The organism is Paenibacillus sp. CAA11 (genome assembly GCF_003060825.1).
Classification (GTDB): Bacteria; Bacillota; Bacilli; order Paenibacillales; family Paenibacillaceae; genus Fontibacillus.
Map to the genome: position 1 here is coordinate 1,053,381 of NZ_CP028922.1, position 20,391 is coordinate 1,073,771.

General features: G+C 50.4%; 14 protein-coding genes. 12 read left to right on the forward strand and 2 right to left on the reverse strand.

Going from position 1 to position 20,391, the window contains the following annotated elements; genetic code table 11:
• Positions 1-183 precede the first annotated feature (183 nt).
• The 5 genes from DCC85_RS04765 to DCC85_RS04780 all read left to right on the forward strand — a co-directional run bounded on the left by DCC85_RS04765 (position 184) and on the right by DCC85_RS04780 (position 4,047).
• Positions 184-579: a DivIVA domain-containing protein gene (locus DCC85_RS04765; protein WP_108467729.1), complete on the forward strand. Its 396-nt coding sequence runs from the start codon at positions 184-186 to the stop codon at positions 577-579.
• Between the two features lie 185 nt (positions 580-764).
• On the forward strand, positions 765-1,229 hold the full coding sequence (locus tag DCC85_RS04770) for a Dps family protein (RefSeq protein WP_108464547.1): 465 nt from the start codon (positions 765-767) through the stop codon (positions 1,227-1,229).
• A gap of 497 nt (positions 1,230-1,726) precedes the next feature.
• Complete coding sequence (gene ltrA / locus DCC85_RS04775) at positions 1,727-3,127, forward strand: group II intron reverse transcriptase/maturase (RefSeq protein ID WP_108463800.1); 1,401 nt, start codon at positions 1,727-1,729, stop codon at positions 3,125-3,127.
• Positions 3,128-3,357: 230 nt separating this feature from the next.
• Entirely contained in the window at positions 3,358-3,525 is a 168-nt protein-coding gene (locus DCC85_RS23105) for a hypothetical protein (protein ID WP_199909974.1), read from the forward strand.
• A gap of 198 nt (positions 3,526-3,723) precedes the next feature.
• Complete coding sequence (locus DCC85_RS04780) at positions 3,724-4,047, forward strand: KGG domain-containing protein (protein WP_108464548.1); 324 nt, start codon at positions 3,724-3,726, stop codon at positions 4,045-4,047.
• 93 nt (positions 4,048-4,140) lie between these two features.
• Here the strand turns inward: DCC85_RS04780 and DCC85_RS04785 are convergent, their stop codons facing one another.
• Entirely contained in the window at positions 4,141-5,835 is a 1,695-nt protein-coding gene (locus tag DCC85_RS04785; protein ID WP_108464549.1) for a methyl-accepting chemotaxis protein, read from the reverse strand.
• Positions 5,836-6,019: 184 nt separating this feature from the next.
• On the opposite strand from DCC85_RS04785, the gene thpR reads away from it, so the two are divergent.
• Entirely contained in the window at positions 6,020-6,604 is a 585-nt protein-coding gene (thpR, locus tag DCC85_RS04790) for an RNA 2',3'-cyclic phosphodiesterase (protein ID WP_108464550.1), read from the forward strand.
• 304 nt (positions 6,605-6,908) lie between these two features.
• Complete coding sequence (locus tag DCC85_RS04795) at positions 6,909-7,715, forward strand: cell wall hydrolase (RefSeq protein WP_108464551.1); 807 nt, start codon at positions 6,909-6,911, stop codon at positions 7,713-7,715.
• A gap of 27 nt (positions 7,716-7,742) precedes the next feature.
• Here DCC85_RS04795 and DCC85_RS04800 read toward each other — a convergent pair whose 3' ends face one another.
• Positions 7,743-8,927, reverse strand: a complete 1,185-nt coding sequence (locus tag DCC85_RS04800) for an MGDG synthase family glycosyltransferase (protein WP_108464552.1) — start codon at positions 8,925-8,927, stop codon at positions 7,743-7,745.
• 373 nt (positions 8,928-9,300) lie between these two features.
• Here DCC85_RS04800 and DCC85_RS04805 point away from each other — a divergent pair, with 373 nt between their 5' ends.
• From DCC85_RS04805 to gltB, 5 genes are all read left to right on the forward strand, one after another.
• Complete coding sequence (locus tag DCC85_RS04805; protein WP_108464553.1) at positions 9,301-9,873, forward strand: TetR/AcrR family transcriptional regulator; 573 nt, start codon at positions 9,301-9,303, stop codon at positions 9,871-9,873.
• 66 nt (positions 9,874-9,939) lie between these two features.
• Positions 9,940-12,120: a YhgE/Pip domain-containing protein gene (locus tag DCC85_RS04810; protein WP_108464554.1), complete on the forward strand. Its 2,181-nt coding sequence runs from the start codon at positions 9,940-9,942 to the stop codon at positions 12,118-12,120.
• 225 nt (positions 12,121-12,345) lie between these two features.
• Positions 12,346-12,927: a TetR/AcrR family transcriptional regulator gene (locus DCC85_RS04815; RefSeq protein ID WP_108464555.1), complete on the forward strand. Its 582-nt coding sequence runs from the start codon at positions 12,346-12,348 to the stop codon at positions 12,925-12,927.
• 40 nt (positions 12,928-12,967) lie between these two features.
• Positions 12,968-15,151, forward strand: coding sequence for a YhgE/Pip family protein (locus DCC85_RS04820; RefSeq protein WP_108464556.1), 2,184 nt, complete (start codon positions 12,968-12,970; stop codon positions 15,149-15,151).
• Positions 15,152-15,695: 544 nt separating this feature from the next.
• Positions 15,696-20,291: a glutamate synthase large subunit gene (gene gltB, locus DCC85_RS04825; protein ID WP_108464557.1), complete on the forward strand. Its 4,596-nt coding sequence runs from the start codon at positions 15,696-15,698 to the stop codon at positions 20,289-20,291.
• Positions 20,292-20,391: the final 100 nt, after the last annotated feature.

The following is a 20,391-nucleotide window of genomic DNA, read 5'->3' on the forward strand; positions in this document are numbered from 1 at the left end:
GCTCTGAGCCGAAGGCTGCAATCGGTTCAGGGCTTTTTTGTCTATTTGAGAGGGAGAATTCTCATCATTCATCATAAAATTGGTTATCATTTAACCAGGCAGGTAAAATATGATACATTTAGAGAAGAAAATTCAGGATTGCGGCTGATTGCTGCCGTGAAGATGAATAACGGAGGGGACATCATGCAGGAAGATTATGGGCGCAAGCTCGAGGATCAGAAAAGTTTGTTTAAACAATTGGGAATCAAACTGGATGCATTAACGATTCACGAGAAAGACTTCGATGTGAAGATGCGCGGTTACGATAAAGAAGAGGTTGACAAATTTTTGGATGAAATCATTATTGACTACGAACGCTTCTATGATATCATCACAGATTTACTTGATAAATATAAGGAAATACAGCGCCGTCAATCGTACTGGGAAGACGAGAAGCGCTCTCTGATCTCACAGCGAAACAAACTGGAAAGCACACATACGGGCGGGATTGACCGGAAGCTCGTTGAAGAGGGAATCCGTGGAATTGAGCGGAGCATTGAGCAGTTCCGTCTTCATATTCGCAAAGAATTTGATGTATAATGCCGCTCACCCGTTCCTCCAAAACCTGCATATTCTCTAATTCTTTGGAGCAGAATGTAATTCAAGCGGACCGGAAGAATCTTCATGAGATGTTCATTGAAATACAGGACAAAACATGCTATTATAAGAACAGGAATTAGAATAAGTCTAAATTTAAAATAATAATAATCTGGGAGGAATGAAAAATGAGCAATAAAACATTAACTTCTGCTGAAACGGCTGTTCAAGAGCAATTAAACCTTCAGGTGGCGAATTGGACAGTTCTATACACGAAGCTTCATAACTTTCACTGGTATGTAAAGGGAGGCCATTTCTTTACCCTTCATGCGAAGTTCGAAGAGCTGTATAATGAAGCAGCCAACTATGTGGATGAATTGGCAGAACGCCTTCTGTCCATTGGCGGCCGTCCGGTTGCAACGCTGAAGGAATCTTTGGCGATGGCTACGGTTGCGGAGGCTTCCGGCACAGAGAACGCCGAACAAATGGTGGCTTCGATCGTTAGCGATTTCGGCAAAATTTCAGAAGAGCTTAAATCCGGTATGGATGCGGCGGAAGAAGCGGGAGATCAAGCTACTGCGGATATGCTTCTGGGGGTTAAGGAAGCACTCGACAAGCATGTTTGGATGCTGAATGCGTTTCTTGGCAAATAACTAATTCATAATAGTGTGTTAAAGCAGCTGGCCTCTCCTTAAGGTAAGGGGACGTCAGCTGCTTTTTTTGGTGTGCGCCCGGCATGGGCGATAACTCGGCGGTGAAAGTCCGCTACAGGCTTGGCAGTAGGAACTGTTAGCTGAAGGCAAGGGTGTCCGCCGCGAGGCGGAATCTGAAGGAAGCCGGAGGCAAACCCTCGGTCTGACGAACAGAAATCACATAGAAGGCATCATGGGACGGACGAGCTTGCACTACAAAGCAAAGTCCAATACTGCCCGAATCCCATGGTGTAAATGTGGCAGATAGATGAGGGGAAGGTTATCGCTCTTACCCGGGGAGGTCTCACAGACGACAAGTAGGAAAAAAAAAACCGAAAGACGGAGTAAAGCTTGCTGTGAGAAGTCAGCAGAGGCCATAGTACCCGGAAGGTTTTTTTTTCGGGGAAGGGCCGAACAATCGTAAGTCTCGAGTACATACCGAAAGGAGAGCTGACGCGATGAAAGCAGAATACCGAAAGGGCTACCTGCAAAGGGATAGCGTGGAACGCGAAGAGCATGCGGGAGTGCGGAGCGCCGGTACTCGGGAACGTAAAGAAAGAGGCGGTGCAACAGACCTGCTGGAGCAGATTCTGGACAGAGACAATCTGAACAGAGCCTACAAACAGGTCAAACGCAACCATGGAGCGCCAGGAATCGACGGAATGACCGTAGAAGACGCGCTACCCTGGCTGCAGGAACATAGAGACGAGCTGTTGCAAAAGATCCGGGAAGGCAGATACAAGCCCAGCCCAGTACGGCGCAAGGAAATTCCCAAAGCAGATGGAAGCGGAGTACGGAAGCTTGGCATACCCACGGTCGTAGACCGAGTGATTCAGCAGGCAGTCGCCCAGCAGCTCCAGCCCCTGTTCGAGCCGCTCTTCTCGGAGGGAAGCTATGGCTACCGCCCCGGTCGGAGCGCACAACAGGCCATTCGCAAGGTGAAAGACTATGCAGAACAGGGATACGGCTACGCAGTAGAAATCGACCTCTCCAAATACTTCGACACGCTGAATCATGAGCTGCTTATGCATCTTTTGCGCAAACAAATTCAGGACAGACGCGTAACCGAACTGATTAAGAGATACCTGAAAAGTGGGGTTATGGAGAACGGGGTGCACTGCAAAACAGAAGAAGGCTCCCCTCAGGGAGGCCCCCTGTCGCCGCTTCTGGCGAACATCTACCTGAACGAATTTGACCAAGAGATGAAAGGCCGCGGAGTGAACGTCATCCGCTATGCGGACGATATTGTGGTGCTTGCCAAAAGCAAACGGGCAGCGGTGCGGCTACTGGAATCCTGCGGAAAGTACCTGGAGACCAAACTGAGACTCCAGATCAATACGCAGAAAAGTAAGGTCGGTAGCGTAGTGGCTCGAAAGCACTTCAAATTTCTCGGCTTTGCCCTGGGAAAGAACAAGAACGGCATGTATATCCGTGCCCATGGACAATCCCTCGCAAAAGCGAAGAAGAAGTTGAAAGAACTCACAAGTCGCAGCCAGGGCAGAAATGTTCGCCAAGTCATGGAAAAGGTAAAAGTCTACATTCGGGGATGGATTGGTTACTACTATGTGGCCGACATGAAACGGATCCTGCAAAGCTGGAGCGAATGGTTGCGAAGACGACTGCGGATGTACATCTGGAAACAGTGGAAAAAGCCGCGAACAAAAGTACAAAACCTGCGGAAGCTGGGGATACCGGAATGGCAGGCTTACCAGTGGGGCAATTCCCGTCTCGGGTACTGGCGCATCGCCGGAAGTCCAGTGTTGTCTCGTTCCATAACAAACAAAAAGCTCGTACAGGCAGGATATTATGACTTTCCTGCGCAATACGAGCGTTTACGTAAATTGCACTTATGCGGTTGAACCGCCGTATACCGAACGGTACGTACGGTGGTGTGAGAGGTCGGCTACTCATCTAATGAATAGCCTCCTACTCGATTATTGATATAATTATCCAGACGCCTTGCTGCAGATAAGTGTTTCGATTGCTGCTTACTGGGTAAATTTATCGGGAGCCCGCTTCTCTTAAATACGAAGGCGGAAGATATCCCAGATGAATATACTGCTATGAATGATAAAAGGAGAGAATTTATATGAATAAACAAGAGCAACGATTTACTAAAATCACAGTTACTGTGAACGGAGAACGTGTCGGCAATGAGCTGCTGATTGATAAGGAAACCTATTTGCCTGTGGCGCGTCAATATGTGAACAAGATTGAAACTCCTGTCAATGTTGAACCGGAGATTAGCGCTGTATAATAGACCGTGCAGGTCAATAGATTTTAAGCAAGAGCAAGGCGATTGCCGGCTCTTTTTTTATGGGGATTTAACTACTAAGTAGACACCAATTTAGGTTTTAAATATAAATTATGGGCCTGTTTGGATTTCTGGAGAGAGGGTAATACAATAGCGTACCCGTTACAACTTTCCAAAAACAACGATTAGGAGTGATTCAAAATGGCACAAAATAATAATGGTAAAATGAGCCGTGAAGAAGCAGGTCGTATGGGTGGAGAGGCAACGGCAAAAAATCATGACAAGGACTTCTATCAGGAAATCGGCCGCAAAGGCGGGGAAGCTACTTCCAAATCTCATGATAAAGAGTTCTATCAAGAGATCGGACAAAAGGGCGGCGAAGCCACTTCCAAATCTCATGGCAAGGAGTTCTACCAGGAGATTGGTGAGAAAGGCGGCGAAGCTCGCGGCAACTCGGACGGCATGAGCCGAGAAGAGGCTGGCCGCAAAGGCGGCGAGGCTAGAGCCCGTCAACGTGATAAATAATAAAATAAGATAGCGGGCGGAGCGTAAGGCTCCGCCGCAAGGAAACGCTCCTTATCCTTTGAGTCTTCGGGATAGGGAGCGTTTTTTCGGTGTTTAAATTTTGAATCGGTCGACCAGTTCCTGAAGCCTCTTGGCCAGGTCTGCCAAAAGGGCGGCAGACGATTCTACCTCTTGGTTAATCGCCAGCTGTTCTTCTGAAGCAGCCGACATCGTCTGTGCGCTCTCTGCGGAGTCTTCAGCGACTTGAAGAATAATCTCCGCGGTGTGCAGAAGCTGCTCGGAGCTGCCGGACAGCTGCTTTACGGCCCCGCTTACATCCTGCAAAGATTCAGCAGTCAGCTTGGCTGTCTGGTCGATGGTGGTGAATGAACTTCCAGCGTCCCGGACGAGCTGAGTTCCCCGAACTACTTCCCGGGCGGTAAGCTCCATGGATTCGGAGGCCAGCTTCATTTGCGTTCCTACGGCAATGATAAGGTCATTCACCTGCTGCGCGGAGGAAGCTGAACGCTCAGCCAGCTTGCGTACGGAATTGGCAACGACGGCAAAGCCGCGCCCGTGCTCGCCTGCCCTGGCTGCCTCAATCGCTGCATTTAGAGCAAGCAGATGGGTTTCTCCTGCAATTTCAGTAATGATTTCGAGAAAGCTCTGAATTTGCGCTGAATGATCGCTAAGGTCAGCAACAATCGCGTCCAGCTGGTGAATATGTTCGTCCATGATGTTCATTTGCCGGATGCTATCTGAAATAACTTCCGCTCCATGATTAGCGGCATGAGCGGAATTACCGGCTGCAGCTGCGGCCTGCTCTGATTTGCAGGCAATCTCGTTAATGGCAAGTGACATATGCTGAATTGCCTCCGAGCTTTCCTTCAGCGAGTCCAGCTGCTTGTCCGCGCCTTGCTGAAGGGCGAGGGTTACCTGCACGGTCTGCTCGCTGGCGCTGCCGCTCTGCTCACTGCTTGCGGCAAGCTGTTGAGAGGAGGAGAAGACCTGGAGCGAGGTTTGGTTCACCTCGGTCAGCAGCCTGCGCAAACTGCCTGCCATAAGATCAAAGTCTCTTGCTAGACGGCCGACTTCATCCTTGCCCTTCATATTCAGTGCCGGAACGGTAAGATCCCCCTCCGCGATACGGTTCACACGCTCGGACAGCAGAGTAACTGGTCTGATCATACGATGGACAATGAAATACACGGCTACGGCTGCTAGCAGGAAGACGGCCGCAGTGATGACGAGAGGCTTGATCAGAATCTCCCAAGTTCTCTCCTGAATAATTGAAGCGTCGAAATTGATAGCCATGAGACCGACAAGCTTTTGAGTATGATCGAAATTTTGATGAATCGGACCATAGCCTGTTTTTAAGCGAGTTCCATCATAGGTGTATACTTTAGAATAGACAGAATCCTGCATAGAGAGAATCGCTTTGCGATCCTCAGGATCAAGATAGAAGCTGTCACCGGCTTTATAGCCCCTTGCTTTCAGATGCTTGTCTGCAGCTAAGATCTTTCCTTCAGGCGACAGAATGAATGCTTCCTTGAATAAATGCTTGTGATCCACCGTCCAGTTTAGACGTTCTTCAACTTTGCTGAGGACCGAAGTATCCCCTTTGGCAAGGAGTTCAATATCGGCCGGATCAATGAGTCCGGTGGTTATATTCGCACATCCGACCAGCTCAATGCCAACAGACTGGTCTACCTGGCGATAGGCGGCCTCATAGGTGAAGAAGCCGACTAGGGCTCCAACAAGGATAAGTAGGCCGATGATGCCTAAAGTAATTTTTCTGGCTAATCCCATGGATGCTTTCTCTCCGTTTCTCTAACAAAAATGCTGCAGGTCAGGGTGGTTAAATCTAACCATATTATAACGATGAATAGTTTGTTGAATATTAAGATATAATGGGGAAATGTGGCAGTTAAATGACGTCTAGATGAATAAAAGTAACATTTTTACATTTTATAAAACGTAAGGAGTTTATACTATGACCAATGTCCTGGTATCTAAGGATAAAGTCCCTGCTTGGAGGGTATTTACAGCGGTGCAGCTGCCGGAGGCATTAGGAAGGAAGCTGGCGCAGGCTTGTGAGACTGCAAAATCCAAGCTGGAGTTCAAGAAATGGGTGGACGAACGGGACTATCACATTACATTGCAATTTCTGGGGGATGTGAAGCCGGAGCAGATCGGAAAAATGACGGAAGTTCTGTATCAAGCGGCGCTGAGATGCCGTTCATTTACTCTCAAGGTGAGCGGGCAGGGAGTCTTCGGAAGAAGTGAAGCGCCCAGCGTGCTCTGGGCGGGCCTGGATGGAGATACAGAGAGCCTCTCTGCCCTGCAAAGTGAAGTCAGCCATACGCTCCAGCCGCTTGGATTCGAGCCTGAACGCAGACCCTATCATCCGCATATTACCCTGGCTCGGAAATATCAGGGGGAATGCCCCTTTCCATCTGATGCCGGAGAAATGATTCCTTCTCTGGGGGAGTGGAATGTGGACTCATTTGTGTTATACCGCACAAGATTAGGGCGGGCACCTATGTATGAGGTATTGGACAGATGGAAGCTGAGATAGGGTTCAGGATAGAGGTAAATGCTGTTAGATTGTGATTTGCAAACTTGAAGCTGAAACACGATTGCAAAGGCCTTTCTCTATGATGGAGGGAGGCTGTTTTTTGTCGTATTTTGTAAAAATATAAAAGAAAAATGGAGATAGTATAAACTTTTTTGATAGAATGTTATTCAAAACTCCGATTTTAGGTTACATAGAGGAGAGTGTGGCGTATAGCTTACACGAGCGGTGAGCCGGCTCCCGAGGGAGAGCGGGAGGTTTCGGCCGGATTTACCGGGATTTAGATAACGGAACACAGGAGGTCGTCATGTATCTATTTAGACAAAGTCGTTATGTCACGCTGTTGATCAGCGCTATTCTTGTATGCCTGGGCTCGATCTATCTTCTATGGATGCCCATTAACCCTGCCCCGCACGGGAAGCGGAGCGAACTCAAGTTGTCTGCAGGTGAGAAGCCTGATATCAGGCGAATTCCGGCTATGGTGAGCACTCAGCCGATATTAATCTATGAACAGACAAAGGCAGCGACCTTATTTCTGCTGAAGCCTGCTGCTTTGCAGCAGCGAGCAAAGGTGCTGCCAACTTACCGATCCATCTTGCCCGCTGGCCGTGCACAGGCTCTAGTTCAGAAGGCAGCACCGGCTGTCTCCTTGGCTATAGATAAATCCCAACCCCCCGAAGAAATCTTCTTTACCCGCACAAAGCTGCTGAGTCCGGAAGAAAGGGACCAGGCAACTTGGACCTATGCGGTATCCAAAGAAGAACTGCTTCTCCTACAAAAAATTGTGATGGCAGAAGCAGAGGGCGAACCGTACGAAGGCAAAGTGGCAGTTGCCAATGTTGTCTTAAACCGGCTGCGGTCCGCTAATTATCCCGATTCTATCAAAGAGGTTATCTATCAGAAATATCAGTTCAGCCCCGTGAGAAACGGGCGTATGTCACGCGTCAAACCAAACAAAGATACGATACGTGCAGTTACCGAAGCCCTGTACGGACGCAAAGAGGTTAGCGATGATACGTATTACTTTCTCTCGTTAAAGCTGGCTAGCGATTTGACGGTTCATCATCATCAAAAGAAGACAAAGACCATAGGAAACCACACATTTTATAAATGATAGAATAGCTGCTTCATTCGGCTCTTGCTATTTTCCCACGGCCGTATAATGTTCGAGCTTGGGATTCATCACAGACAATGACCCATACAGCATCTCGGCGACGGCTTGTGAACAGCTTTCCGGATGATATGCGGCAGGCTGCTGCTTGTTGACTTTCCCGGCAGATAAAGAGCCCAGAGTAGACAGAAGGGGACTCTGCGAGGTCAGGCGTACGAACCAGCGGTCGATGCAAGTCTCCGTCTCAAGAACGGCACCATACCCCTGCTGGACAAAATACTCGCAGTTCCGTTCCTCCTGACCGGGAATCGACTGACAGAACAGCATAGGGAGCCCCTTGGCAAGTCCTTCGGTACAGGTCATGCCTCCCGGCTTGGTAACGAGCAGATCCGAGGCATCCATCAGCTTATCGACTTCACGCGTGTGGCCTAATACCCGGATATGAGGGTGGTCGAAGGAAGGGTGACTGCGCAGCTTAGCGGCAAGCTTGGTATTGCTTCCGGTGCAGAACAGAATCTGGACCCGTTCTCTCCATGCGGTTAAGCGGGCAAGCATGTGTTCATTAAACATCAAGCCCCAGCCGCCTCCCATAACAAGGACAGTCGGCATGTCTTTGAGGCCCAGCTCTTCTCGGACGGTTCGCTTATCGCAGGCTTCCCAGAACTTGGGATGAACTGGAATTCCGGTTACGCGGATGCGGTCAGAGCGGATTCCTCCTTCTTGAAGGAGCTCTTTCACGGCCGGTGTTGACACCAGAAAGCGGTCAACCTCTTGGCTGATCCAGGCGCCATGAGCGTCATAGTCCGTGATGAGTGTACAGAGCGGCACTTCGAGCCCATCGGCTTTGAGCCGGGAGATCACCGCACTTGGAATCGGGTGCGTGCAGATGATCAGGTCAGGCTTAAGCTGCCGGATCACTTGTAAGGCATGAGAATAGAAGACCTTATGAAGTGCCAGCCTTGTGAATCGGTTGATCCGTTTCTTGTAATTGCTGCGGTAGAACATGCCGACCAGCGAAGGGCTGGTGCATACGGTCTTGCGATAAGCGGATAGGATTAGCGGTCCTATAGAGGGGTTAAGGAAGGTCCCCAGCTCCATGACCTTGGTTTGAATGCCTGGCAGAAGCTTCTTAAGTCCTGCGGCCAAGCCATGAGCAGCCTGGGTATGCCCGCTGCCAAATCCCTCGGATAATATAAGCACACGTTTTTTGTGCATTTACCTTCACCTGCTTTTATATAGTAATTCCTACAATGGATTGTGATTGGAATTATGTAATACTTGCTCTCTTTAATTAGAGTTTATAAGGTATGGCAAAAGATGAAAAGAGACTGGGGGCCAGTCTGCTGCTGGACTTAGGTCGGGGATGGAAATTTCTTAAGCCGAAAGATGCATATCTTCTGCTTTTTTTGTTGTGTTTCTCTTTGTTTGCAGGAAAATTTATGAAAATAATACTTGATTAGGGCAGAAGATAGTGCTAAAGTAAGTTTTGACCAAATGACTGTATTAGATATTCAGTCAGTTTGTATGTTTGCATGACCAGCACCAAGAAGCCAGCTTGTCACATTCTATGATAAAGGAGGTGCATTAGATGCCTGTGGATCGCCGGCAGCAGGTGATTGAGGCAGCCGCTAAATCGTTCGCCTTGTTCGGTTATAAGGCAACTACGATGGAACAGGTAGCAAAGATTGCAAGTGTGGGGAAAGGGACGATTTACACTTTTTTCTCCAATAAGGAAGAGCTGTTCGATGAGATTCTGCGAAGTGTCATCCGGGATATGAAGCGAATAGCTGAACAGGAAGTCAATCCGCATGAGCCGTTCTTTGAGAACCTGCACCGAAGCCTGGATTCTCTTCTGGAATTTCGCAGTGAGCATGAGCTGCTCATCAAGCTGGGCCAGGAGGTGCGGGATTTTGGAACGCCTCAAGCGAAGGACGCGATGAACAAGATCGAGGGAGCCATTCTGAATTATTTGCAGCTTCAGGTTCTCAGGGCATTGGAACGCGGGGAGATTCGCAGTATGGATCCCAAGATTGTATCGTTCGTACTGCTTAAGCTGTACATTGCCTTGACTTCGGACTGGAACAAGCTTTTTGATCCGCTTGGCAAGGAGGAGATCAAGGAGTTCACAAGAGCGTTCTTGGCTCAAGGCCTTGCCGGGTAGTCTGCACGCCCCAAGCTCGTGCAGTTCAATAATAGATAGATTTAATGGTTAAGGAGAGAATCATCTATGAAATCATTGTCGGTATTTCTGAAAGACATCGGCGCTTCTCTGAAGAAGCCGAAGGTATTTATTCCGATTCTTGTTGTTCTGTTCATCCCTGTGCTGTATAGCGGGATGTTTCTAACGGCCTTCTGGGATCCTTACGGCAAGATGAATGAGCTCCCGGTGGCCGTGGTGAATCAGGACCAGGGAGCGGAATTTGAAAGCAAATCCCTCCATGTGGGCGATGATCTGGTCACAGAATTGAAGAAAAGTGATGACTTTGACTGGACGTTCGTAACCCGCCAAGAGGCGGAACAAGGGATGAAGGATAATAAATATTACATGACGATTGTGATCCCTGAAGATTTCTCCAGCAAAGCGACAACGCTGATGGACGACCAGCCGGAGCCGGCACGACTTATCTTCGAGCCGAATGAAGGCTATAACTTCCTCGCGGCTCAAATCGGCGGTACTGCAATCAAGCAGATTAAAACCGAGGTGTCCGCCAAAGTCACTGAGGCGTATACCGAGACGCTGTTTGGACAGGTGGAGAAAATCTCCAGTGGCCTTGGCGAAGCGGGCAGTGGTGCAGGTGACTTGAACGATGGAGCCTCGAAGCTGGACGCTGGCGTAGCCAAGATGAAGGAGAATTTAGCCAAGCTGACCAAAGGTACAGGCAAGCTTGCGAGCGGGCTTGCACCGTTAGAGCAAGGTACAGGAACTTTGAATGCAGGCGTTCAGCAGTTCCATCAAGGTGCGACGAAATTGTCCTCTGGTCTTGATCAATTATCCGTGATAGGCAAGAAGCTCAAGACAGGCGCTTTAGCAGTAGAGCAGGGCGGCGTAAAGCTTGGAGTGGGTCTGAACTCTTCCCTGCAAGGCACCAAGAAGCTGCAAGCCGGCATCCAGGCCTCCGAACAGGGGAGTGCAAAGCTAACAGCAGGTTTGGAGCAGACTTATGCAGGCAGCAGTAAAGTGACTGAAGGAGCCAAAGGCGTAGCCCAAGGGTTAGAACAGCTGGTGAAGGCAAGCCCTGAGCTGGCCCAAAGCCCTGCGGTTCAGAAGCTCCTCGCAGCAAGCCAGGCTGTAGCCGAGGGCAGTGAGCAGGTTACGAAGAGCCAGCAGCAGCTGATCCAAGGCAGCAAGCAGCTGCAGGGTGTTCAAGGGCAGCTGCTGTCCGGCAGCAAACAGGTGGTAGCTGGCAATCAGCAGCTTGTGCAAGGCGTAGATCAGATGCAGACCGGACATAAGCAGCTCAGCCAAGGGCTGCAGCAATTTACAGCTAAGCTGGATGAGGCGGCTGCCGGTGGCAAAAAGCTGGCAGTGGGAAGCCAAGCCTTGGCCAGCGGTACAGAGCGCCTGCAGGGCGGATTGAACCAGTTTTCCGGCGGGGTTAAGACCCTGGACAGCAACGTAGGACGGCTTGGCCAAGGTGCGGGCCAGTTGCAGAATGGCATGAATAAGATCGCAGCGGGCACAGGTGAACTGGCAACCAAGCTGAATGAAGCCGCTGAGAAGGCATCCAGTGTAAAGGCAACAGACAACCTGATCAGCATGTATGCACAGCCGATTAAGATCGAAGAGAACAAGATCAATGAGGTTCCGAACTACGGAACCGGATTCTCTCCATACTTCCTCTCCCTGGGCTTGTTCGTAGGGGCGTTGATCACTACACTGGTCATTCCGATGCGCGGCTCTGCCGTAGAGGATGCCAGCGGCTGGAACCGGTTTGTCAGCCGGACGCTCTCTTTTACGATCATGGGGCTTATTCAATCGGTCTTGGCCGTTCTTCTGGTCTTGTATGGATTAGGTTTGGAAGTTAAGAGTGTACCTATGTTCTATCTATTCACATTCATAACAAGCTTATGCTTTATGTTCATTATTCAAGCGATCGTGACTTGGCTGGATCAGCCGGGACGCTTCGTAGCCATCCTGCTCTTGATCTTCCAGCTGACAACCAGTGCGGGCACCTTCCCGTTAGAGTTGATTCCTGGCTGGATGAAGGCATTCAATCCTTGGCTGCCAATGACATACAGTGTAACCGGATATAAAGCTGTAATCTCCAGTGGTGATTTCCATGTCGCTTGGACTCAGATTGGAGCACTGGCCATCTTCGCTGTGATCTTCCTTGCTTTGACCTGTGTATACTTCCTGAGTCATTCACGAGGAGAAAATCTTGAGCAGAATGAAGCTGTAATGGCTTAACGATTAGCGAATATCGGCAATCCTAAGAAACAAGCAGATCCTAGGTACAGGGTCTGCTTGTTTTTGTTCTTACATTAATTTCATGAAAAAGAATGAAAACATCTTGCATTGTGATATTAATCATGATAAAGTAACAAATGACCGGATGACCATATGACCGTTTGTGGTTTTTGGTCAATCCGTAAGGTTTAGCGAATTTAATAATGAATGAAGGGAGGTTATAGAATGGCAGCAGTGGATCGCCGTCAGATGGTGATGGATGCAGCAGCTAAATCATTCTCGTTGTTCGGCTACAAGGCCACCACAATGGATCAAGTAGCCAAAATTGCTAACGTGGGAAAAGGGACCATCTACACTTTCTTTACTACAAAAGAAGAGTTGTTTGATGAGATTTTGAAAGCCGTCATTCAGGACATGAAGCGTGTTGTTGAACTGAATATTCGTGAAGATGTCTCTTTCTTCGATAATCTGTATCGCGGATTGGATGCACTGCTTGAGTTCCGAGGAGAGCACGAACTGCTGGTGAAGCTGTCTCAGGAAGTTCGCGAGTTCGGAACCCCGCAGGCTCAAGAAGCCATGCAGCGGATTGAGAATGTGGTGCTCGATTATGTGGAGAAACAGATTGTTCGGGCGGAGGAGCAAGGAGAGATTGTGGATATCGATCCGAAGATCGTATCCTTCGTGCTGCTTAAGCTGTATATTGCTTTAAGCTTGGAATGGAATAAGCAGCATGAGGCATTAAGCAAGGAAGAGATAAAAAAGTATGTAGGCATATTTATGGCCGAAGGTCTGGCGAAAAAAAGATAAGCCATGAGACCTTATTGATTGGGTAAAGGAGAGAACAATAATGAAATCATTGTCCGTGTTTTTTAAGGACGTGAGATCCGGGTCGAAGAAACCGCTGACCGTGATCTCTGTGATTGCCGTCATTTTTATTCCGATTCTGTACAGCGGCATGCTGATTTCAGCGTTCTGGGATCCATACGGCCATCTGGACGAGCTTCCGGTTGCTGTAGTTAATACAGACAAGGGAGCGGTGTATGAGGGGAAAGAGCTTCATGTGGGAAGTGACCTCGTGAGCGAATTGAAGAAGAATACGGACTTTAAGTGGAAATTCGTGACCGAGGAAGAGGCCAACAAAGGGATTCAGAACAACAGCTATTACATGAAGATTACGATTCCTGAAGATTTCTCTAGCAAAGCTACGACGCTGATGGATGATCATCCGCAGCCGGCAGAACTTGTATATGAACCTAACGGGGATTACAACTTTATTGCAGGACAGATTGGAAACAGTGCGATCAAAGATATCAAGGCTAAAGTAAATGCAAAAGTGATTGAATCTTATACAAACAGCTTGTTTGATTCTGTCACTGATATTTCCAGTGGCTTGGCCGAAGCAGGCAGCGGAGCTACCGACCTGAAGGAAGGTGCGGGCAAGCTCGCAGATGGAACAGCGAAGCTGAAGGCCAACCTGAATAAGCTGGTAACGGGCACAACGGACCTTGCAAACGGCATTAGTCCACTGAAGAGCGGGGTTACCAAGCTTGATAGAGGCGCCTCTGATCTTAGCAAGGGAGCGTCTGATCTCTCTAGTGGGCTGGATCAGTTAAATGCTGCTCACAAGAAGCTGGAGAGCGGAACTTCTCAGGCGGTTGCCGGTGTAGACAAGCTGAGCGGCGGACTGGTGTCCGCTCAGGATGCGAACAAGCAGCTGAACCAAGGTATTCATTCTTCATCTGATGGAGCCGTGAAGCTGCAGCAGGGTCTGAAGACTTCTGCCGACAGTGCAGCGAAGATTGCCGACGGGGCGAAGGGCGTGGCTCAAGGTCTGGAGCAGCTGACCAAGGCGAATCCGGAGCTTGCTAAGGACCCTTCGATTCAGAAGCTTCTGGCTGCAAGCCAAAGCGTTGCTCAGGGTACACAGCAGTTGGAGCAGGGGCAGCAGCAGCTTCTGTCCGGTAGTGAACAGCTCGTACAGGGCAACCAGAAGCTGGCAGCAGGCAGTGATCAAGTTGTTGCCGGAGGCGAGCGGTTGGTTAGCGGAGCTAAAGAACTGCAGGCAGCGGGTCCTCAGCTTACTGCAGGCATGAAGCAGTTTGGCCAGAAGTTGTCTGAGGCGGCAAGCGGTAGCCATAAGTTAGCTAGCGGCGCAAGCCAATTGACAGCCGGAACCCACACGCTCAGTCAAGGAGTGACGAAGCTGACCAGTGGAGTGGACGCAATTACGAGCGGTTCGCGCCAGCTGGATGAAGGGGCAGGTACCCTGAACAACGGCATGAGCGATCTTGTGAGTGGTACAGGCAAGCTGGCCGACAAGCTGACCGAAGCCGCGGACAAGACTTCCGAGGTCAAGGGTACGGATGAACGGGTATCGATGTATGCCGATCCTGTACAATTATCCGAGGATACCAGCCGTAAGATCAGCGGTTATGGAACAGGGATTGCGCCATACTTCCTGTCTCTGGGGTTATTCGTCGGCGCGCTGATCTCCACGATTATTCTGCCTATGCGCGGAACATCGGTAGAAGGCGCTACGGGCTGGCAGCGTTTCGTCAGCCGCACGTTGACCTTTGGATTGATGAGTTTGTTCCAGTCCTTAATGGCGTCGGTAATTACACTAGGAATGATTGGTCTCAAGGTTCAAAGTGTGCCTAAATTTTATTTATTCACCTTTATTACGAGTCTCACATTCATGCTGATTGTTCAGGCAATTGTGACATGGCTGGATCAGCCAGGGCGCTTTATTGCGATCCTGCTCTTGATCTTCCAACTGACAAGCAGTGCGGGAACGTTCCCGCTGGAACTTCTTCCAAGCTGGATGCAGCCGATCAATCCATGGCTTCCGATGACGCATTCGGTGGAGGGCTTCAAGGCAGTGATCGCCAGCGGCGACTTCAGCTTGATGTGGTCTCAAATTGAGTTGCTTCTCGTGTATGCCGTAATTTTTGTAGTAATTACACTGCTTTATTTCTTGATCCGTACGCCAAAAAACTCGGCCGCCCAGCCGGAGGAATTGGTTCACGCATAATAAATAGAGCATGGAAGGAATACCCTGGCTGAATATAGCCAGGGTATTTTTTTAGAGCGAGAAAGTAATAGCAGATTTAGATTAGTTAAAGAATGTAAATTAATTTGCCTAATTAACTAACATATATATAACGTTATAGGTAATATATCACCCTGATCTACAGAAAAATCATGAAAATAGGACAGAACATTGTGTCAGGTTTACGTAAGTTTATTGGATGTGAAGTAACTTTTTTCAAAAATATACTCTTTATACATCTGAATTGAATATTTATTCCTTAAAAATGCATAACTTAATGTCATTAAATATTACATGTTGGTTGGTGATAAGCAATAGCTTCCATATCAGGTTATAAAAAAACTTATTAGTATCATAAAAAGTTTGAATTTCCCTCTTTGACTTTGCAGTGCTAAAATATGAAAACCAAATCCTATCGTGTTGTTGAATAATTATGCATATTATATGCTGCTTCATTTATTTAAATCAGCCGGACGCGGTATAGATGGATTGCGGCATAATTTTACGTACAGAAAGGTTGCTAAATATGAAACATACTGACATTCCCGCCAAACAGGGCCTGTACGATCCAATGTTCGAAAAAGATGCCTGCGGCATGGGCTTTGTAGCTCATATTAAAGGCAAGCCTTCTCATTCTATTGTCAGCCAGGCGCTGACCATGCTCAGCAATATGGAGCACCGTGGAGGACAGGGCAGTGAGCCCAATTCCGGCGACGGTGCCGGTATTCTGCTGCAGATCCCGCATCAATTCTTTGCCGCAGAAAGCGAGAAGCTCGGCTTCACTCTTCCTGAGCCCGGTAAGTACGGGTTAGGCATGCTGTTTCTGCCCCATGATGAAGCTGTAAGAAGCGCACAGGAGGCTCGCCTTGCCGAAATTATCGAAGAAGAGGGACAGAAGCTGCTGGGTTTCCGCACCGTTCCAACACAGGATGATATGCTCGGCAAATCGGCCAAAGCGGCTAAGCCCTATGTGCGGCAAGTGTTTGTAGCTGCCAGTGAAGATATTCAGGATGAGCTTGCCTTTGAGCGCAAGCTGTATGTCATTCGCCGCCGCGCTGAGCTGGCGATCCGCTATGGAGGAGCAGAACAGGGAGATGCCTTCTACATGTCCAGCTTTTCCTGCCGCAAAGTAGTCTATAAAGGGATGCTCACTACGGAACAGGTGGGTCAGTTCTATGTTGACCTGCAGGATGAGCGGCTTGAATCCGCGATTGCCCTGGTGCACTCTCGCTTCAGTACCAATACGTTCCCTAGCTGGGAACGGGCGCATCCATACAGATTTATGATCCACAATGGCGAGATCAATACGCTCCGGGGGAATGTCAATTGGATGCGTGCTCGTCAGTCACTGTTCCAGAGTGAAGTGTTCGGCAGTGATCTCGAGAAGATAAAGCCCGTTATCAATCCGGACGGTTCCGATACGGGCATGTTCGATAATACGTTTGAATTCCTGTACCTTAGCGGCCGTTCCCTGCCTCATGTTGCCATGATGATGGTACCTGAGCCGTGGAATAACCACGAGAGTATGGATGACGACAAGAAGGCCTTTTACGAATACCACAGCACGCTTATGGAGCCTTGGGATGGCCCGGCGGCTATGGGCTTCACGGATGGGGTGCAAATCGGGGCGATCCTAGACCGTAACGGTCTGCGCCCATCCCGGTATTATGTCACCAAAGACGATCTGATTGTCCTCTCTTCAGAGGCCGGGGTACTGGATATTGCACCGGAGAATGTACTGTACAAGGACCGTCTGCGTCCTGGTCGTATGCTGTTAGTGGATACGAAGGAAGGGCGGATTATTTCGGACGAGGAAGTTAAGGCGGCTATCGCGGCAGAGAAGCCTTACCGCGATTGGCTGGATGAGCATATGATCAAGCTGGAGGAGCTGCCGGATGCACCGGAGCTGCCGGAGCCGAAGCATGATAATGTAACGCAGCAGCAGCTGGCGTTCGGCTACACCTATGAGGAGCTGCGCAAGGTGATTGAGCCTATGGCTTCTACGGGTGCAGAAGCTTTGGCTTCCATGGGCTATGATGCGCCAATAGCGGTGCTGTCAGAACGTCCTCAGCGTCTGTACAGCTACTTTAAGCAGATGTTCGCCCAGGTAACCAACCCGCCGATCGATGCTATTCGTGAGGAGCTGGTAACCTCGACGGCTACGACGATCGGACCGGAGCGAGATCTGCTCAATCCGGAGCCGGAGAGCTGCCGGCAAATTCGTCTGGAGTCGCCGATTCTCTCCAACGAGGACTTTGCCAAGCTGCGCCATGTTCATCGTCCAGGGTTCCGCTCGATGACTATCCCGATTCTATTCCCGGCAGGAGAGGGTGCAGAAGGGATGCGCAAGGCCATTGATGTCCTCTGCGAGGCGGCGGATCGGGTCATTGAGAAGGGACACAACATTCTGATTCTGTCCGACCGTGGGGTCGATGCGGAGAATGCAGCGATTCCAGCCCTGCTGGCGGTGTCCAGCCTGCATCACCACTTGATCCGTAAGGAGACACGGACAAAGGTCAGCATTCTGTTGGAATCCGGCGAACCGCGTGAAGTTCATCACTATGCACTGCTGCTCGGTTATGGTGTGAGTGCGGTCAATCCTTACCTGGCATTCGAGACACTGAGCGACATGATGGCTCAGGGAATGCTTCGTGGTCTGACGCTGGAGAAGGCGATCAAGAATTACATCAAGGCGGCTACCAAAGGAGTAATTAAGGTCTTGTCCAAGATGGGCATCTCCACGATTCAGTCCTACCGTGGTGCGCAAATTTTTGAAGCGGTTGGTCTGAAATCTTCCTTCGTGGACCGGTATTTCACCTGGACCCCTTCCCGTATCGGGGGAATCGGTCTGGAAGAGGTGGCCATGGAGACGCTGGCCCAGCATTATCGTGCCTTTACGGATAGAGAAGGCAAAGATGAGGTGCTGGATTCGGGTGGAGATTATCAATGGAGAAGCGGCGGCGAGGAGCATCTGTTCAACCCGCAGACGATTCACTTGCTGCAGCAAGCCGTTCGGACGGGGGATTATGCCACCTATAAGAAATATGCTGCCCTGGTTCAAGGAGAGCACGAGCGCCATTTGACACTGCGTTCCCTGCTGAAGTTGAAGGCTGTAGGTCCGAAGATTCCGCTGGAAGAGGTGGAATCAGCGGCATCTATTATGACCCGCTTCAAGACGGGTGCCATGTCCTTCGGCTCCATCAGTAAAGAAGCGCATGAGACGATCGCTATTGCGATGAACCGGATTGGCGGCAAGAGCAATTCTGGTGAAGGCGGTGAAGACCCGGCTCGCTTCATTCCTGAGGCTAACGGCGATTCCCGCCGCAGTGCGATCAAGCAGGTGGCATCAGGACGCTTCGGGGTTACATCGCATTATCTGGTGAATGCGGATGAGATTCAGATCAAGATGGCGCAAGGGGCGAAGCCGGGTGAAGGCGGTCAGCTGCCAGGACGCAAGGTCTATCCATGGGTAGCTGAAGTTCGCGGCTCTACGCCAGGCGTAGGCTTGATCTCTCCGCCGCCGCATCACGATATCTATTCCATCGAGGACCTGGCGGAGCTGATCTATGATCTGAAGAATGCCAATCCGCGTGCCCGTATCAATGTGAAGCTGGTATCGGAAGCTGGCGTGGGCACCATCGCTGCCGGTGTGGCCAAGGGCCGCGCGGATGTCATCCTGGTCAGCGGCTATGATGGCGGTACAGGCGCTTCCCCGCAAGGCTCGATCCGCCACGCGGGTCTGCCTTGGGAGCTGGGCGTGGCTGAAACGCATCAGACTCTGATGCTGAACAATCTGCGCGACCGCGTGGTGCTTGAGACAGACGGGAAGATGCTGAGCGGCCGCGATCTGGCTGTGGCTGCCCTGCTCGGAGCGGAAGAATACGGCTTCTCCACAGCACCGCTCGTAGCTGTAGGCTGCATAATGATGCGGGTGTGTCAGATGGATACCTGCCCGGTTGGTGTAGCTACCCAGAATCCGGAGCTGCGTAAGAACTTTATGGGCGATCCACAGCATGTGGTGAACTTCATGAAGTTTGTAGCTGAGGACCTGCGGGAATGGATGGCGGAGCTTGGGTTCCGCAATCTGAATGACATGATCGGCCGTCTGGACTGCATCGAGCCGGATCAGGCGATCACGCACTGGAAGAAGAAAGGCGTAGATCTCAGCGGACTGCTGCATATGCCTGAGCTGCCAGAAGGTGCGAGCCGCTACTGCACCCGCCAGCAGAATCACGGTATCGAAGAGACGCTGGATTACAAGAAGCTGCTGAGCATCGCCTCTCCTGCTTTGGAGCGCGGCGAGGCGGTCAGTGCGCATCTGCCGATCACCAACGTGGACCGGGCGACAGGTACGCTGCTGGGCAGTGAAGTTACTCGCCTATACGGAGCAGCCGGCTTGCCGGAGGACACTATCAGCCTTCATTTTGAAGGCTCGGCAGGCCAGAGCTTCGGAGCGTTTGTGCCGAAGGGCATGACGATGACGGTCGAAGGCGATGCGAACGACTATACCGGCAAGGGCTTGTCCGGCGGGAAGCTGATCGTTAAGCCATCCCCGAAGGCCACCTTTGCGGCCGAAGAGAACATCATTGCGGGCAATACCTCTTTCTATGGCGCGACAAGCGGAGAGGCTTATGTCAGCGGTATTGCAGGCGAGCGGTTTGCGGTGCGTAATTCGGGCGCGAACATTGTGGTCGAAGGCGTGGGAGACCATGGCTGTGAGTACATGACCGGCGGGCGAGTAGTTGTTCTCGGCGAGACGGGCCGGAATTTTGCGGCAGGGATGTCCGGCGGCATAGCTTATGTGCTCGACCCCGACAATACCTTCCTCAGCCGCTGCAACCTGGAAATGGTGCTGCTGGAACGGGTGGAGGATCCGGCTGAGCAGGAACAGCTTCGCACCTTGATCAGCCGTCACGTGCTGTACACGGACAGTGCAATCGGGCGGCGGGTTCTTGATCAGTGGTCCGAGGTGCTGCCTTCCTTTGTACGGGTGATTCCTAAGGATTACAAGCGGATGCTGGAACAGATCCGCAAGGTGCACGATGAAGGCCTTCAGGGTGAAGAAGCACTGCTTGCAGCTTTCGAAGCCAACATGCGTGAATTGGCGAGAGCAGGGAATTAAGCAGCACTGAGTTTCGGTGATCAATAAACGTCATCTTCTATATTTTAAATCAAAGGCGTCCTCAGGCTAGTTAAGCGGCCGGGGGCGTCTTTTTTGCGCT